At 40.5% G+C, this 17769-nt stretch carries 13 protein-coding genes and 1 tRNA gene; 2 read left to right on the forward strand and 12 right to left on the reverse strand.

The window, feature by feature from the left end; translation table 11 throughout:
• Window positions 1-310: 310 nt before the first annotated feature.
• The 6 genes from EWV84_RS10240 to EWV84_RS10265 all read right to left on the reverse strand — a co-directional run bounded on the left by EWV84_RS10240 (window position 311) and on the right by EWV84_RS10265 (window position 8817).
• Window positions 311-1879: an SUMF1/EgtB/PvdO family nonheme iron enzyme gene (locus EWV84_RS10240; protein WP_287077910.1), complete on the reverse strand. Its 1569-nt coding sequence runs from the start codon at window positions 1877-1879 to the stop codon at window positions 311-313.
• Window positions 1880-2184: 305 nt separating this feature from the next.
• Window positions 2185-3480, reverse strand: coding sequence for a CO2 hydration protein (locus tag EWV84_RS10245; RefSeq protein ID WP_287077911.1), 1296 nt, complete (start codon window positions 3478-3480; stop codon window positions 2185-2187).
• Window positions 3481-3537: 57 nt separating this feature from the next.
• On the reverse strand, window positions 3538-5088 hold the full coding sequence (locus tag EWV84_RS10250) for an NADH-quinone oxidoreductase subunit M (protein WP_287077912.1): 1551 nt from the start codon (window positions 5086-5088) through the stop codon (window positions 3538-3540).
• Between the two features lie 78 nt (window positions 5089-5166).
• Entirely contained in the window at window positions 5167-5892 is a 726-nt protein-coding gene (locus EWV84_RS10255; protein ID WP_287077913.1) for a carbonic anhydrase, read from the reverse strand.
• 80 nt (window positions 5893-5972) lie between these two features.
• Entirely contained in the window at window positions 5973-7826 is a 1854-nt protein-coding gene (locus EWV84_RS10260) for an NAD(P)H-quinone oxidoreductase subunit F (RefSeq protein WP_287077914.1), read from the reverse strand.
• Window positions 7827-7872: 46 nt separating this feature from the next.
• Entirely contained in the window at window positions 7873-8817 is a 945-nt protein-coding gene (locus EWV84_RS10265) for a LysR family transcriptional regulator (protein WP_286827089.1), read from the reverse strand.
• 278 nt (window positions 8818-9095) lie between these two features.
• Between EWV84_RS10265 and EWV84_RS10270 the strand changes: the two genes are divergently transcribed.
• Window positions 9096-9806 carry a Uma2 family endonuclease gene (locus tag EWV84_RS10270; RefSeq protein ID WP_287077915.1) on the forward strand — a complete coding sequence of 237 codons (711 nt, stop codon included), beginning with the start codon at window positions 9096-9098 and terminating at the stop codon, window positions 9804-9806.
• Window positions 9807-9943: 137 nt separating this feature from the next.
• Here the strand turns inward: EWV84_RS10270 and grrM are convergent, their stop codons facing one another.
• From grrM to EWV84_RS10290, 4 genes are all read right to left on the reverse strand, one after another.
• Window positions 9944-11104 (reverse strand): cyclophane-forming radical SAM/SPASM peptide maturase GrrM/OscB, encoded by a 1161-nt coding sequence (grrM, locus tag EWV84_RS10275; RefSeq protein WP_287077929.1) that lies wholly within the window; start codon window positions 11102-11104, stop codon window positions 9944-9946.
• An 85-nt stretch (window positions 11105-11189) separates the two neighbouring features.
• Window positions 11190-12311 (reverse strand): murein transglycosylase A, encoded by a 1122-nt coding sequence (mltA, locus tag EWV84_RS10280; protein WP_287077916.1) that lies wholly within the window; start codon window positions 12309-12311, stop codon window positions 11190-11192.
• 76 nt (window positions 12312-12387) lie between these two features.
• Window positions 12388-13722, reverse strand: a complete 1335-nt coding sequence (locus EWV84_RS10285) for a hemolysin family protein (protein ID WP_287077917.1) — start codon at window positions 13720-13722, stop codon at window positions 12388-12390.
• Between the two features lie 32 nt (window positions 13723-13754).
• Window positions 13755-14048: a hypothetical protein gene (locus EWV84_RS10290; protein WP_061431314.1), complete on the reverse strand. Its 294-nt coding sequence runs from the start codon at window positions 14046-14048 to the stop codon at window positions 13755-13757.
• A 64-nt stretch (window positions 14049-14112) separates the two neighbouring features.
• Here EWV84_RS10290 and EWV84_RS10295 point away from each other — a divergent pair.
• A tRNA-Ile gene (locus tag EWV84_RS10295) sits at window positions 14113-14185 on the forward strand.
• Window positions 14186-14456: 271 nt separating this feature from the next.
• Here EWV84_RS10295 and EWV84_RS10300 read toward each other — a convergent pair.
• Together EWV84_RS10300 and EWV84_RS10305 are read right to left on the reverse strand one after the other, a co-directional pair.
• Entirely contained in the window at window positions 14457-17183 is a 2727-nt protein-coding gene (locus EWV84_RS10300) for a KGGVGR-motif variant AAA ATPase (protein ID WP_287077918.1), read from the reverse strand.
• Window positions 17180-17626, reverse strand: coding sequence for a hypothetical protein (locus EWV84_RS10305; protein ID WP_287077919.1), 447 nt, complete (start codon window positions 17624-17626; stop codon window positions 17180-17182). Before EWV84_RS10305 ends, EWV84_RS10300 begins: the two co-directional genes overlap by 4 nt.
• Window positions 17627-17769: the final 143 nt, after the last annotated feature.

Consider the following 17769-nt stretch of genomic DNA (forward strand, 5'->3'; position numbering starts at 1 on the left):
TCTCTTTGTTCCCCTGTTAGATTGACTTTATCTCGCCGACCTCTTCCCATTAAAATGTCCTCTGCTTGTTCGAGCTATTGCCCTATTTTAGCTGAAACAGTCCAGTAGGGTGCGTTAGGAGCGCCACAATATTATTTAATTTCAGATCGTAGGTTGGGTTGAACGATAGTGAAACCCAACACTTTTAAATAATTGGGTTGGGTTTCGTTCCTCAACCCAACCTACGGCTCAAAAAAAAATCGACCCGCCTAGCGGCGGGAAAAAGAGAAAAAGAGAAAAAGGGTAAAAAGGGAAAAAAAGGGAAAAAGGATTACAGAGTCCTCCCGAATACGCAGACTACCCGAAAACCGTAACCGAAATTGCCTATCATGCGGGTGTAATCGTCGTGGCGGTTAGCGGAACGGCAGTACCTTGATAAAGTCTCCCAAGAGCCGCCGCGCACTATTTTGAAAGGATTGGCTCTTTGATAATTTGTTATCCAAGCACTGCCATCCGTCGGCGCTCCGATATAGTTATTGTGGCAATCGTCTTCGCACCACTCCCAAACATTGCCACTCATGTCATAGAGTCCCCAAGCATTGGGCTTTTTCTGTCCTACAGGATGAGTTGTACGATCAGAATTTCCGCTATACCAAGCGTAATTTCCTAACTGATTATCATCATCACCAAAATAATAGCGAGTGGTTGTCCCCGCACGACAAGCATATTCCCATTCCGCTTCTGTGGGTAGGCGATAGGTTTTTCCTGTTATTTGACTCAATTTCTGACAAAAAGCTTGAGCGTCGTTCCAACTAACATTTTCTACCAGATTTTGCGGATTGTTTTTAAACCAAGAGTTGTTTTCAAAATGAGAGGGATTGGTTCCCATTACCGCTTCATATTGTGCCTGAGTCACTGGATATTTGCCAATCGCAAAACTGTTGACTTTAACTTGGTGTTGAGGCTTTTCCCAACTTTTAGCATCAGAATCACTGTCAGGAGATCCCATGAGAAATTCACCTGCTGGTAAGCTCACCATCTCCAGTGTGACTCGATTGGGTAGTTTTTCGGTAAATGGAGTGGGTGAAACAGGCTTTTTGACTGCTTGTAAGGCATTTAAAACCTGTTGTGCTGTCCATCTTTGTCTTCTATCTTTTTGCAAACACCCTTCAATAATCGGTTTAAACTCTTTCGGTAAACTGGGAATTTGTAGCTCACAATTTATCACCTTTACCATTAATTGATTATTGTCATTATTGAACTTATAGGGAAATTGATTAGTCGTCATTTGGATTAACATAATACCTAATGACCACAGATCCCAAGCTGAGGAAATATCACCCCTAAAGGCTTCGGGAGGCATATAAATAATTGTACCGGTATTGTGGACTGTTTGAGTGTGGCTTTTGTTATTTAAGGTTCTAATTAAGCCAAAATCTGCTAACTTGTATTGTTGATTAACCTTGAGGATATTACCCGGTTTTAAATCTCGATGGACTTTATTTTGTCGATGAAGATAATTTAAGCCCTGGGCGACTTGAGCAGTAATATTTTTAATCTCATCCGCTGACAAACTGGCTTTGGCAATGTGATTTTCTAGGCTACCCTGTGCCAATTCCATCACTAAATAAAGCATCTCTGTATTGAGAAAAGTAAATTCCCCCACCGCATAACTCTTAATTAAATTAGGATGTTCTAACTTTCTGGAATTTGTTAACTCAATTAATTTATCATCGCTACTTTCGGGGATAACTTTAATGGCAACTTCTTTGACCGATGTATTTCTGACCATTTCACTAGCATGAAATACACCACCAAAACCACCCGCACCGAGAAATTTATTAAGACGATAGGGGCCTATTTGTTGCCCTTCTAACATCTTCATCATTTGGTCTAGCATAATAATAACTCCTGAATTAGCCAATTTTTACGTTCTGTAACTATCCTATTAAGTGGGTGGTTTTAACGAAGGCAAGAAGCAAAAGCTTTATCGAAATGTGTAATTAATTTTGCTTAGGTACTTAATACTAAATCTGGCTATTAAATACTGATTATTTATTCCCTCGAGTAGAAAACCAGTTTCTCGGAAAAACCCGTTTTCTGTGCATTACTCAAGGGATTTAGTATTAGTATGACTTGGGGTTCGGTTATCTCATAATCAAAAAAGGTGGGCGATAAACCCACCAGAAAAATAACCCAAAAACCTTAACGATAATTAGGACTTTGGATATCTCTAAGACGCGCTTCGGGACGTTTAAATCTGTCCATTTGTGCCTCAAAGAATTGACGATTTTTGAGTAAATGTTTGGGATTAGGATCGTCGAGGGGATAGAGTAAAGCAGTGCGTAGAGCTTGAATAACTGCCGAAGTAACATTATACATCGATCGCTGAAAACTAATCCCCAATTGAATCAAAATATCGTCTTCCCCCCGGCACTGTTGCTGATAGTAATCGATCAGATATTGAGGCAAGAAATGATACATATCATCCATTAACAATGTGGGAGGAATTCCCGCAGTACCCACGGGGAAAACATCAGCGTAAAGAATGCCATAGTGAAAGTCTTTTTGTTGGTAGGGAACCTGTTTTGCTTGGGCATTATAGGACTTTGTACCCCGGAAGGGAGCAGTACGATAAAAGACGGCTTCCACATAGGGTAAAGCCGCTTCATAAAGCCAAGTAAAAGCCTTTGATTTGGGGATAATTTCGTAGCATTGACCATCAATATAAACGTGATGATAAATTGGCCGGCCAGCGATGGCAAAAATGCCATTAACGAGGAAATTCATAGCATCAGGAACACCTTTAAACCCGCCTTCATCGTAGATATCGGACATCTCGAAAAACACCGGAGCCATCACTTCCCAGAATAGTCCTAAATTGGAGTAATAGGACATCATCCGCACCTGTTCCAAGAACATATCGGGGAACAGGTCATAAAGTTTCATCATCACGGGATTTTTCTTGAAATAGGCCTTAATAGCGCGGTCGGCATTTTGGCGATATTCTTCTGAATCAAGATAGGCATCAAATAAACCCCAACCCATATCGCGGCCATGCCACAACATGGCTTGCATACAAGCTTCGGCAAATTCCATATTAATTCGGTCATGCCAAAGATGATGGATTAATCTGGGCATTTTTTGGGTTTTACCTTTATCCATGAATTCTAACAATTCAGGGTGAGCAGAACCCGTGCCGCGCCAGATGCGTAAATCGGCATTATCGCCAGCGTAATGATTTTGTAAGTCCAGGTATTCTTGGGGCAGAAAATATTTAAAAAAGGGCAAAGGATCGAGGAAAACTCGTTCGGCAATGTAGAGAAGATCCCGCCAATAAAAATCCATCGGTACGGCATAAGCTTTATAAATGCCGATAATTTGCATCAGGTTTTCGGGAGTATCCGGTAACATGGATCCACCCGCTTCTAAACGCTGGATAATTTCGGCAAATTCGTGAGTAGAAGGGGGAAGTTTGGCTTTGATTAATGTCCCAGTCATAGTTTTAGGTAAAGTAATTAGCGGCGGTTACAATAATTCGGAAACAGCAAGGGATAACTAACTATTACCCAAAAATTTACCCCGATTCAACCAGTTGGTTTTTGAGGACTTTTGCGGAGATTTTTTGAAGACAAAACTAGGTTTTGCTTCTCCCGATAAGCTGGCAACCATCGAGTTAGTGGTGGGTTCAATCCAACGGACTAAATAATTGGGTTGAATACCTAAAAAGACGATTAATACCATTAGGACAAAAGCGGGGATAGTTTCCGATTTCAAGACTTTGGGATAGTAGGCAAGTTTGTTATCCAATTTACCAAAACAGGTGCGATTAAGCAGGATAACAAAGTAAACCGCCGTTAAACCGGAAGCGATGATACAGAGAACCGTCTGCACGGGGAAACGGGAAAAACTACCCTGAAAAACGATAAATTCCGCCACAAATCCCACTAATCCGGGGATACCTGCGCTGGCCATACCGGCGAGAATTAACAGGGCGCTAACCAGGGGTAAACCGCGAATTGGGTTCATTAAACCGTTTAAAACGTCTAAATCTCTAGTTCCGGCTTTGCGTTCGACAATGCCCACCAGATAAAATAAGAGGGCGAGAATGAGACCGTGGCTAATCATTTGCGCGACGGCACCAAGGACGCTTAAACCCGTGCCGGCGGCGGCTGCTACCAGTATATAGCCCATGTGACCGATCGAACTGTAGGCCACCATGCGTTTAATGTCTTTTTGGGCAATAGCGCTCAAGGCCCCGTAAATAACGCTAATAACGCCGACAATTGCCAGTCCGGGGGCGATTAAAGACCAAGTTTCGGGGAATAATTGCAGACCAAAGCGAACTAAGCCATAAGTACCGAGTTTAGCGAGGATACCACCTAATAAAATTGCTGTAGCGGGGGAAGCTTCCGTATAGGCATCCGGTAGCCAAGTATGGAGAGGTACGAGGGGTATTTTGATGCCAAATCCCACTAACAGCAGAGTTAAGAGCAGTAATTGGGTTTTTTGGGAGAAATCGGCGGTCGAGAGGGAGGAATAGTCAAAAGTACCACCGTTGAGGAAACCTATGCCTAAAAATGCCGCTAGGACTAATAACCCGGAGACGGCAGTGTAGAGAAGGAATTTAATCGAAGCATAGCCACGTTTTTCGCCTCCCCAGATAGCAATCATCAGATAAAAGGGGATTAATTCTAGTTCATAGAAAACGATGAACAGCAGCAGGTTTTTGGCCATTAATGCCCCAGAAACCCCGGCGTTAATCAGGAGGATTAGGATGTAATAAAGTCGGGGACGATCTATTTTTTCTTCGCTACTATAGATAGCTATTCCTGTCAAGAAACAGTTTAAAATAATTAACGGTAAGGACAAACCATCGACTCCGAGGTTATAACTTAAACCGATTGGTTTTGCCCATTCGCGGTATTCAGAAAATTGAAAGCCATTGCTGGTTAAGTTATATTGGGTCAGCAGATATAAAGACCAAAAGAGGACGGCGGCAACAAAAAAGAGGGTAATTTGACGTAATTTTGCTGGGGCAAATTTATCGGGGAAAAGACCGACGATAATTGCTCCAATTATTGGCAACCAAAGCAGGGTACTGAGCATATTGGTATCGATCGAATTTACAATGACTGGGATGAGAAAACGATTAGCCAACCAACACGATGACTAATCTGGAATTGACTAAATTAAACTCACTTTTCCGCTATCGAGATCATAGTAGGCTCCGACAACTTTTAATTGTTTGCCGTCCACTAATTCACCGATAACTGGGGATTTGCCTAATTTCTCTACTTGATAGTTAACATTGGATTTAATTGCTCGCTCAAGTTTGTTAGAACCGGGTTGTCTTTCGGCTCGATCAACTCCCACCTGTAATCCATCGATTAAACGACCGATTTGTCCGGGAAAACGACCCCCTTCAATGGTGGCTTTTACCGCTCCACAACGAGAATGGCCGAGAACAATAATTACCTTAGCTCCTAATACCAACGTGCCGAATTCTAGACTACCAATTTCTTCGGAAGTGGCTAAATTTCCGGCTACCCGACAAACAAATAGATCTCCTAATCCGCGATCAAAAACGATTTCTGCTGGCACGCGAGAATCGGCACAGCCCAAAATTGCCGCAAAAGGGGCTTGACTTTCGGCCACTTCTGTGAGTCGAGCTTGATCGCGGTTAGGACTTTTTTGTCTTCGTTCCCAGAAACGTTGATTGCCTTCCATGAGCATAGTTAAAGCTTGGTCGGGGGTCAATCCTTTATTTTGAGCAGTCAGCCATGGCTCAGAATTAACAGCAGTTTGGGCGTTAGTTTGGGACAGTTGCGAGCCTAAAATAGTAGCGGCCAGACCAGTTCCCAAAAAACCACCACCATAACGGATTAATTGGCGACGAGAGGTATTGAACATAGCTAGTTGTTTCCATTAATCAGGACAAGTCCTATTGTCGGGGCAAGGGATACTAAAGAAAAGCCTAAGTTATCAAATCTTTAACTGAAAACTAGAGAAATTTGTGATAACAACGGCCAACAGATGATAATACCGATCAAAGCGACCCCCAAAATAATCGACAGAAAGTAAAATTGGGTTTGGCCCGAAACGTTATATTTCAAACTCTGACCACCAAAAACCGTGGCTAATCCCACCAGGTTAACGACACCATCCACCAGAAAGGTATCGATCCAGTTAATAATTTGCGAGATTAATCCGACGACAAAAACGATGGTAACTTTATACAATTGGGCTGTATAAAGGTCATTGGCAAAGAAATCTTGAACGGCTTTGGGTTGAAAAACGATCGGTTTGGAGATATTTTCATTCAGGTAAACATAGGCTGCCGGAATTACGCCAGCAGCGGTGGAAAGTACCAAGAGAAAAGCTACTCCCAGATTTAAGTTACTTGGTAATAAATGCCATTGCGCCAATAAAATCGGCAGATGAAGGGCGAAACCCATGGTCACAGTCATGGGGATAACTAAGGGCCAAAGAGCTTCCGGAGAGCGCAGGGTCATCGGTTTGATTTTACCGCCAAAGAAAACGCAAAATTCTCTAGTGACACTAAAAGCAGTTAAGGCATTGACCAACAATAGCACTAATAACAGTAAACCACTGATTTCCGAGAGGCGATCGCCCATGCGCGCTAATGCCCAAAAACCACCAAAGGGAGGCAGTGCGACTAAACTAGCTGCACCAACGAGATAACAAATACCAGAAACGGGACGACGGGACCATAAACCGCCGTATTGGCTTAAATCTTGGCTGATATTATTCCAAATGATGTTACCCACCACCATGACTAACAGGGACATAGCGATCGCGTATGTAAAGAGCAACACTAAAGCGGTTTCCGTTTGTCCGGTGGCAACAGCGATAAAAATCAGTCCCATGTAGGCACTGACGGAATAGGAAAGGGAGCGCTTGACATCGATCTGGGCGATCGCAATTAATCCCGCACCGATGGCAGTGACAGAGCCAACAATGGTCATCACCTGCAAGGTTAAGGGCGATAATTGTAGCACCGGCTCTAATTTCACTAATAACCAAGCACCAGTGGAAACGACGACGGTATTCCGCAGAATTGTCGCTGGCATCGGTCCTTCCATGGCCTCATCTAGCCATAAATGTAGAGGAAATTGAGCGCATTTGCCCATCGGACCAGCAATCAGGGCTAAACAGAGTAAATTAGCCACATTGGGGTTTAAATTGGCTGTGGCCGCCCATTCTGCCAATTGGTCAAAGTTCCATGTTCCCGCAAGGGGTAAAAGGGCCACTACTCCCATCAACAGGATTAAATCGCCAATCCGTTTAGTCAGAAAAGCATCCCGCGCCCCCGTCACCACCAGAGATTGATTGAACCAGAAACCAATCAGCAGATAAGTGCCGAGGGTGAGAACTTCTAGCACACAATAGCTGAAAAATAGCGAATTACAGATAACGAGGGCGCACATACCCCCTTCAAAGAGGGCGACGAGAGAATAAAACCTTGCCCAACCCCAATCCATTTCTAGATAGGCGATCGCATATACCTGAGCGGCGAGGTTTAAGCCGGTAATTAGCAGTAACGCCCCAATATTAACAGCTGAAATCTGCACATCTAAAGATATGCTTAAATTTGCGGCATTTAGCCAATTAAATGCTATGGATTGAGGCGGACGACCCCAAACGGCGATCAAAGCAAAAAGGCTATGGAAAAAAGCCAAGAAAGTCATGATCAAGTTCAGATAACCGGCCGGTCGCGGGCCGGTTTGCCGGATAATACCGGGAGACCAAGGTAGAGCGAGAAGTGCGCCCGCAAAGGCGTAAAGAGGTACCAACCAGATAGTCTGGCTGAAGGACTCGAACATATAAACACCTCAAGAAAAAAAATGATCCTGAATTAAAGTTTAAGGTTTAATGGCTCACTAATAAGCTGTCACCATTTTTTAACGGGGCATTAATCGGGATAGTTTGACTAGCTTCCAGCAGGTATTTTAAAAAAGCATCAGCAATCACGGAAAGTTGTTTTCCGGCCAAGTAACAAACGTACCAATTGTGCTGAATCGGAAAATGTTCCACGTCGAGGATGGCTAATTCGCCGTTTTCCCCTTCCGAGATGAGAGTATGCTTAGATAGTACCGATAGTCCTAAACCGCCAGAAATAGCCTGTTTAATCGCCTCGTTACTGCCTAATTCCAAGCGCACCTTCACCTTAATATCGTGGAGATTAAATAATTTTTGTACCGCTTGGCGGGTTCCAGATCCCGATTCACGCATAATAAAAGGTTGCTGGTTGAGGGATTCAAGGGGGAGATTTTTCTTACCCACCAATGGATGATCTCGTCGCGCCACCACCACTAGGGGATTTTCGAGGAAAGACTGAGAACAAAGTTCCACTTCTTCTGGCGGTTGACTGAGAATATAGAGGTCATCCTCGTTGTTTAACATTCGCTCTTGCAGTTTCTGATGATTAGTCACTTGCAGGGCGATGTCAATACCGGGATACTGTTGACAGAATGCCCCCAGTAATCGCGGTACAAAGTATTTAGCGGTAGTAATTACGCCTAAAGTCAGCTTTCCCTGTCTAGTTCCTTTAATATCGGCCACTTTCATTTGAAAGTTGTCCAATTTATTAAAAATCTCTTGACAGGTGAACAGTAATTCCTTACCCGCTTCGGTTAAAAATAAACGTTTGCCAATTTGCTCGAATAGCGGTAAACCCACGGCTTTTGTGAGTTGTTTGACTTGGGTTGAGACGGTAGGTTGAGTGATAAATAACTCCTCGGCCGCCTTGGTAAAGCTACTGTGTCGAGCGGTAGCCTCAAAAACCCTTAACTGGTGCAGGGTTGCCTGTATCAAGTTCTTATCCCCTTCTCAATAACAACTATTTGTCACCATCAATCCTAACGTTTTTATAGATTCTAGTCAATTAATTTTTTGATAAATATAGACTTTAATAGATATAAACGCCGCTTAAGACCTTTTTCAGCTTTTTCTCCCCACACCCCATTACCCCATCTCCCCAATTCTTAATTGATAATTCATAATTCCTATTAATATATTTTAATTTCAGCTTTCATGATCGATAAAAATCTTGCTATAATCAGAAAACAACCATCTATTAAAAATAAAAGACAATGGTTAGTTATCTTGATATTGACGACGATCTTCTTTTCCCCGATAGCGATGGTCAACCGATGGCAGATAATACCGAACAATATGAGTGGATTGTCAAAATTAAGGAGAATTTAGAGATTATCTTTGCGGATGACCCTAAGGTGTTTATTGCCGGAGATTTACTCTGGTATCCTCTGCGTTCTACTTTGGTTTCACCGGTTGCTCCCGATGTGATGGTAGCCTTTGGCCGTCCCAAAGGACGGAGGGGTTCCTATCGTCAATGGCAGGAAGAAAATATCGCTCCTCAAGTGGTTTTTGAAATTCTATCACCGAAGAATACAAAAGCAGAAATGAGTCGAAAATTAGAGTTTTATGACACATATAATGTAGAAGAATACTATTTATATAACCCGATGCGCTGTCGTTTACAAGGATGGCAAAGACAGGGAGAAAAGTTCAGAGAAATTATCGCCATCAATGACTGGATAAGTCCCCGTTTAGGTATGCGTTTTATCTGGGATAAATCTAGTTTAGAATTGTATCGTCCTGATGGAGAGAAATTTTTAACAACTGTTGAGTTAGAGTCTCAAATGCGTCAAGAAAAGAAACGCGCCGATAAAGAAAAGAAACGCGCCGATAAAGAAAAGAAACGTGCCGATAAAGAAAAAAAACGTGCGGATCGACTAGCGGAACGCTTACAGGCGTTAGGATTAAGTTTAGAAGAAGAATAATACCATTTTTCTTTATTCGTAGCAGGCATGACCATCTCTGTCGTTACTTTGGAAAAATGGTATTTAGATCAGGTTTTTTTCATAAGTTATTAGTAAACAGTAATCAATGAACTGATAACTGATAACCAAAAAAATCCCTAAACTTCTAATAAATTTTCTAGGCGATCGAGAACTATATCGGTGATGCACTTAATCCGGTATAAACAGGCTTTAGTATCTGTGGAGTTGAAAGTGCCATTTTCCCAATACTTGTTACTACCGGCACCCCCCCCACAAACCCCAAAATAATCACATTTTTGCCGACATAAATCGACTCCACCGCGCATATCAGCGTAAATTTGTTGAAATTTCTCGGTTTCACAGATAGATTCCAGAGAATCGCTCAAAACATTACCAAAGATAAAATCACCGTAGGGTTGGGTTTTAATCGATAGTAATTCCGGATCAAAGGTGGAAAAATTACCTTGATGATCGAAATTGACAATCATAAAAGGTCGATTCATATCGGTATTTTCTAAGCGTTCATCGGCATAAATCAAACTACAGATCGATTCAAATTCCCGCAGCTTAAATTCTCCTTGTTTGGCCGTGACTAACTCCCAAAATCTGGCAATAAACTGGCGATAACGTTGTTCAATGCCTAATTTATCCAAGGAAGATTGTGAATGAATACCCTCGGTTTCTTCCATATTAAAAGCCACATCGGTAAGACCATGATCCCAAAAAAAGTTAAAAATTTCGTCGGGATAGTCGAGAGAATCTTCTGTTAAAACAGCGATGATACTGACATCAATTTCATGTTTTTGCAAGAAAGAAATCCCCCGCATTGTAGCAGCATGACTGCCAGTTCCCTTGCGGTTTTGCCGGTGGATATCGTGAATAAAAGCTGGTCCATCAAGACTGACTCCCACATAAACATCATGCTTTTTAAATAATTGACACCAAGCATCGTTAATATAAGTGGCGTTAGTTTGTACCGAATGACGAAAACAGTAACCCTGCTGATTATATTTCTCGCTAACTTCCGCAATTTTAGCAAAGGCACTTTCATAAAAACTGATGGGAACTGCCAAGGGTTCGCCGGCGTGCCAGCAAATGGTAAAATTATCTTGGAGAAAACGACTGCTAAAAACCCTCTGAAAAATCGGCTCGATTAAATCTAAGGATAAGGTATTTTTTAAGTGGCGATCGGGTAAATAACAGTAATCACAATTGAGATTACAAAAAGAAGTCGGCTGCACGACTACTAAAGTAATTGGACCACAATCCGACCAATCTATATTTGTGTTTTTTTCCATCATTCTATTTTTAAAATCCTCCCTTAAATATGATAACCGATAACTGATTCTGGCAAGTGTATCTTAATTATACATATACTATTTCCTATTCCCTCAATAATAAATAATATAATTGACCGGGAGTATTAATTAAACCGGCTCGCTCACCCGCATTTTTTCCTGTTCCCATAAAAATATCTACCCTCCCAGTACCTTTAATCGCGCTGCCAGTATCTTGATCGAGAACATAGCGACTAACTAATTTTTTATTAAGATTTCCCTGGGGAATTTCTGTCTCAATTAATGCTAAAGCACCGGGGGGAAAAACACTTTTATCTGTAGCGATCGATCTTTCCGGTAAAACCGGAACTCCAAGACTACCAGTGGCAGGTGCGCCGTGGGTTTCTCGAAAGAAAATAAACCGATTATTGCGGGGAATATAATTCTTTAATTGCTCGGGATTATTTCTGAGAAAATCTAAAACCATTGGTAAGGTTAAACCCTCAGCAGGAAAAATACCATCGGCAATCATTTCTTTTCCCAGACTTGTGTAGGGATGCTCGGTATTGCCATCAAAACCGATGCTCATAATTTGACCATTAGGTAAACGTAATTTCGCCGAACCTTGCACATGAACTAAATAAGCTTCTAAGCGATCTTTTAACCAGACTAATTCGTATCCCGACAGACGGCTATTTTCCCCCAGTAAACCATCTTTTCCCTCTAATTCTACCCTAGCTGGATGGGGTTTAGACCAGCGAGAAAAGTTAGCAGGTCGGCGATAGAGAGGATATTTATACTCGGCATTTTTTTGGCGACTTGCTTGATAAATTGGCTGAAAATAACCAGTAAATTTAACATTTCCCTGGCTATCATTACCCAAAGAACGATACCAAATAAATTCTTTTTTAACTGCCTTTTGTAGAGCTGCGGGAGTGGGAGAATTCTGCACTAATTGACGAAACCGTACTAAGGAACGATGCACTCGCTGACGAGTTATTTCAGGAATAGGATAATTTTGATAGGCGCGGATCGCTGCCTGGCTATTCAGATAACGTAAACTATGATCGATCGCTTGTAGTAGGGTTTTTTTGTCCGTTAGCAGTCGTTCATCGTATCCCGTAGATGTTCCTAATTGTGAGATTTCAAAACGTTCTAGGGGCAAATTTGCGGGGGTGAGGGCAATTAATCCCAAGCTGAGGGGGAGGATTGTCAAAAGGTGTTTCATGGTGACAGGAGTGGGCAGCTATTGACTCGATTAACAATCAAGAAGGATCAATGAGAAAAGTTGTTTCTTATTTATATCATGAGGATAGTTGTTGCCGATAAATCTTAATTTGTTCCAAGCGAGGGCCGACCTTAGAAATAATGGTAAATTCTAAATTTTGGTAATATAATTGTTCTCCCACCCGCGGTATTTTTTGCCAATGATGTAGTACAAAACCGGCTAGGGTTTGGTATTCATCGGCCAAGGGTAAACTTAAATTTAATGCTTTGTTCACGTCCTCTAAATTCATTTGTGCTTGTACGAGAAAAGTCGATTCATCGAGGAGTTGATATTCCACTGTTCCCGATTCATCACTAGGGGAAAAAGTTCCCAGAATCTCACCGATTAGATCTTTTAGGGTTAATAAACCGGCTGTTCTGCCAAATTCATCGACAATGATAACCATCTTTAAGGATGATTCCCGCATCACTGTTAGTAATTCATTTAAAGCAGTGGTTTCGGGGAAAAAACGCACAGGTTTTAACCAAGGTTTAATCGGAGTTGTTAAATTTAACTGACCTTCGGCAAGGGGTAAAGCTAAATCTTTAAAATCGATCAGACCACGGATATCATCACCGGAATCTCCTTCCACAGGATAACAAGAATAGCCACTGTTAACTACTTGGAGCAGTAATTCCTCAAAAGTTGCGGTCGAGGAAATAGCTATTAAACGGTTATGGGGAACCATGATTTCCTCGGCAGTGATTTCGCTAAACTGGAAAACATTATTTAAAATTTTCCTTTCCGCAGCTTCTAATCCCGTTAATTCCCCTTCCATGCTGATAATTAATTGTAATTCCTCGGAAGTTACCCGACTAGAACGCTGTAGATCCACTTCGGGGATACGGGTTAAAACCAATAAAAAACGAGTTGATTGGTTAATAATACCGATAAAAGGCTTAAAAATCCGGGAAATAACGCCAATAGGTGCCGCTAATAATCGCGCCATCGGTTCGGCATAAATTAAAGCTAGGGATTTGGGATAAAGTTCCCCAAAAACTATCTGGAGATAGGCCACGATTAAAAAAGCTAGACAAAGAGAAAAACCATGGGAGAGAAGATTTTGCCAGTTTAAAGAAAAGGGTAAAAAACTTAGTAATTTCTTCACAAAAACGGTCATGGTACTCTCCCCGATCCAACCTAAAGCTAAACTAGAAAGGGTGATGCCTAATTGGGTAGTGGAAAGTAAGCGATCGAGACTTCTTTGTAGAGATTGTACCGTCTGCGCTGGCACATCTCCCGCAGCCACTAGCTGACTGACGCGGGTACGACGGACAGACACAAGCGAAAATTCGGCCGCTACGAAAAAAGCATTGAGGACGATTAGTAAAAAGACTAAAATTAAACGAGTCAATAAATCCTGATTATCCATAGCGAAAAGGCAAAATTCGCCTTTTTTGAAGTCTATCCTTTGGTTTCATCCTTTGATTGCGGTTTGTTTTTCTGTTGTTGCATATAAACTCTCACTCTTTTAATTACTTCTTCTTCTTTCACGGGGATAAAAGTTTGATTGCGACCATAACTGGTGCGATCGTTGGTAAACTTTTTAGCGGGATTGATATCCGGTTGACTGACTCCCTTCAGGGAGGCGATTCCCAATTGATAGGCTACCCAACCGCTACCGAAGCCGGCGGCTAACATGGCTACCATCAAAAGGAGTCCTAACTGCAAGGATGTGCTGATTGAAAATTTTTTCATCTTGGTGGGGCTGGATTTTCACGTTCGGAGTAACTACCGATCTATAATGAGTTAATAGTATAACCCAGGGTTGGCCGAGCGGTTGAGGCAACGAACTCATAATTCGTGCTAGGCAGGTTCAACTCCTGCACCCTGGATACTTTTGATGGCTTCGGGTGATCGGGTTTGACTGCACTAGAGTAGGCGGCGGTAACAGATTACCTGACCATTTTCAGCTGCTTTGAGAACAGAAGTACAATCATTAATTTTATCCTTTTCATTTTTCAGGAAAGCTAAAAAAAACAAGAATCCCAGTAGTGTAGCTTTTTTGATGAACGAATCAATTCCCCAATGCTAGGTAATAGCAAATCCTGTTTTGAAAAGCTGATAACAATCAATCATATAGTCATTTCAAAAAAGCTCGAATCATTAAAAATTTGATTTCCCCAAAACTTTGCGCTTTAAAGCTAGAACACGAGGACGCGCACCTTGACTAGAAAATCCTAACCCTTCACGGAATATTTCGGGCATATAATAACGAACTGCATCTTCTTTATCCTTGTCCTCATAAATTACTCCCATTTGCTCAAGAATATTGACTGTATCAGCATTCAGATTAAACTGTTCTAGAGAAAAAGGAATTTTTTTATCACTATATGTAGGTAAACTTTTTTGTACCCAGCTTTTAAATATAGGATATTCTTCCTCAGACTCTCTAACTTTTTCTCGACTACAGGGTTCAAGCGCTCGTCGAATCGGTTGGGGAGGTAACAGTCTAGTATTCGACCATTTAGAAAATTGTATGTCTTGTTTGTTTTCTACAGTAATATTAGCAGCATGATACAAAAATCTCACAATATCCCTCGCTTGCAGTCTTCCATTAAAATCGGTTAAAGCGGCAAAAATCCAATTGTCTGACTTAGCTTCTCTTGCATTATCTGCTCCTAATTTTTTGCCCCAAAGTCGTTCTAGTTTTTCTTTTAAATCTTCAATTGAACAATCGAATAAATCTTGAGGGTTAGCATTAATAACCGATGATTGTATGCAGAGCCAATAGGAAAGTTTAAGAAACGATTCTAGATTCCAAGATAGATCATAATTACGATATAAGTTTTCAAATTGTTGCGAGTTTTGTGTGATTGTATTTCTCAAGAAATCTCGACGCAGAAAGACAATCAATCCGAGATTAGATTGCCTAATTTCTGAGAATTTATTGGGTAAATAATCGATCAAAGCTTTCAAGGCTTTTCGTTGACGGTTATCATTGGCAACATTAGGAAAAGCATCTTCTAATCCATCAAATAAAAATATAATCTTCGAGTTTTTTTGTTGAAGGTATTCATGCAGTTTATGTAATTGACAATTTTCAGGATTATAACCTAAAACTCTCGAAATTTCTTTGATCCAAAAATTTGTCCAATCAACCTCATCCCAATCCTGATTTGATAGCGACTGCGTGATTCTGTCTCTTAAATCCGAGGAGGAAAATTGATAATCATTATTAAGAACATTATTAACATTTTGCCGTGCTTGCTCAAGAATCTTTTTGGCCTTATCATTTAAATTTTGTGATTGCAGTAAAGGAAATATTAAACCGAGATTTTCTTGATTTTGAGGATCAACTTTATTTAAAAATTTTTCCCAAGACTGTAGGCGAGATAGCTGAATATAATTAAAGGTTTTTCCCGCACCTTTAGCACCAATTGAGATAACATTAGGTAGTTTATCTTGAAAATTACGAGCGAGATTTTTCAATGGCTCGGTAATGAGTAAATCTTCCCCTTCTCCCTTTTCTGCATAAATATATTTATTGCAAGTATCCCTGAGTTTTTTCACATCATCTAAGGAGTTATCTGAAGGTGTGACTGATGCAATGCTATTACTAGGTAATTTATCTTCTGCCCATTCTCTTGCCAGTTCCATCAAGGAAGTTGAACTTAATTTGTTTTGAGCTTCGTCCCAATTGTTAATATATAGTAACTCTTGGGCAAAATAAGTTTCTTTAATATCCAGTCTAGCAATATATAAAATCTCATCTTTTGGTTGAACATAAGCCGACTGTAATTGCTCTAAAATATTCTCAAATGCTGATAAATTTCTGACTTCTGGGGTTAAAAAACTAATAATTATCGAAGGATCATAATAATTATCATCCTTTACTTTTGAATCACTGGGAGCTAGTAAGCCAATTTTTTCTAAAACCATCCTGACACCTCGCCAAGATTGCTCATTAACTGTTGTTACTAAAAATCTTTGGATTCTAGAGTCAAATAAAATTGGGCTAGAAATTTCACTTAATCCTGCTCTTAAATCAATAAATATATAATCTACTGCTAATTTTTGCCCTAATTGATGAATTGCATCCCCTACCTCCCAAGCACCCGATGGATTTCTAGCTAAATTTTCTGGCAGTATAGGAGTATCTAAGAGTTCTTCTTCTTCAATAAAAGCGGGTAAAAAATATAAAGTTGATTTATTTTGCTGTTTGGCAGTTTTCTTAATTTCTTGAGTTACCCAAGAGAGTGCCACCTCTAGAGATGGCTTGGGATATTGATAAACTTCTAAAAAATTGCTCAAAGATACGGTTGCCTCTTGATTTTCATACCTTTGCCAATAGGTTAACCCCGGAGCCTCTAAATCTGAGTCAATAACTAAAATTTTAACTGGTTTATTTATCTCTTTTGCTCTTGCTAAGAGAGCAAGAATATAAGCAGCTAAATGTAGGGTTCTTCCCACACCACCTTTAAAGGAATAAAAAGCAACAATTTCTGGCTTATCTTGATAAGCATTTGGCAAAAAACTATCCGATTGATCTGAATCTGTATTGGCTTTTAAATAAGCGACTTCCTGCCAAAAAGGTCGAATCGATGGAGAAAAATCAGAACTATTATCTATTAAAATAAATTCTACAGGAATAGAAGCATTATCAATATCTAGCTGAATAATTTGTTCTGATTCTTGATACCAATCTCCAAACCATTCCTTTAATATTGAGTTAGCTTTGTGTTGATCATCTTGATTTTGAATACCAATCTCGAAAGCACTACTAAAACAACTAATTTTAACAATACCATCAGGTAAGTCATTTCCGTTAGCAGTTTCGCAAGCAATTTTTCTTTTAATATCAAACCAAGTTAGTAATGGCCGTCTTCTCATAGTCCCTGCAACTCCTGTGCAATCCAACTTAATATATCTAACAATTTTTTTTCTAATTCACTATCCTCAATATTTTTACAGCATCCCCCATATCGCCACATTTGATTAATTTCACCGCAAGAAAACTTTCTCTCTTGATTATTTTTTAACTTTCTCTCTTGATTATTTTCTAAAGGGTTCATACTTAATTGTGAGGGAAGTTTTAGTTTTTCTCCTGCAGCTAGTTTGTCTAGTAACTTATTTATATCATGCCGCACTTCACGTAATTCTGGACAAGAATCGGTGCAATCTTTACTTTGTCTTTTCAGTAAAACCGCTTTGAGACCACATTCAACGGAGTAAAATAGCAATAAACGATGAGCGTTAGTTCTGGTTCCGACCTTTGCCGCTCCTTGATTTTCTCTCCATGCTGTTTGTAGTTCTATGTCTGTAAAAGGAATCACCCAGTCAACCCTTTGCACGATATAGTTCCATCTTAACACAAAAAAAACCGCTTTCGCGGGCTTTTTCCACAAAAGCAAAGTTTAATTAACCTAACAACGCTTTTGCCTTCGCTACCACGTTATCCACGGTAAAACCGAACTTC

The sequence above is a fragment of the Microcystis sp. M_QC_C_20170808_M3Col genome (assembly GCF_007095505.1).
GTDB lineage: Bacteria > Cyanobacteriota > Cyanobacteriia > Cyanobacteriales > Microcystaceae > Microcystis.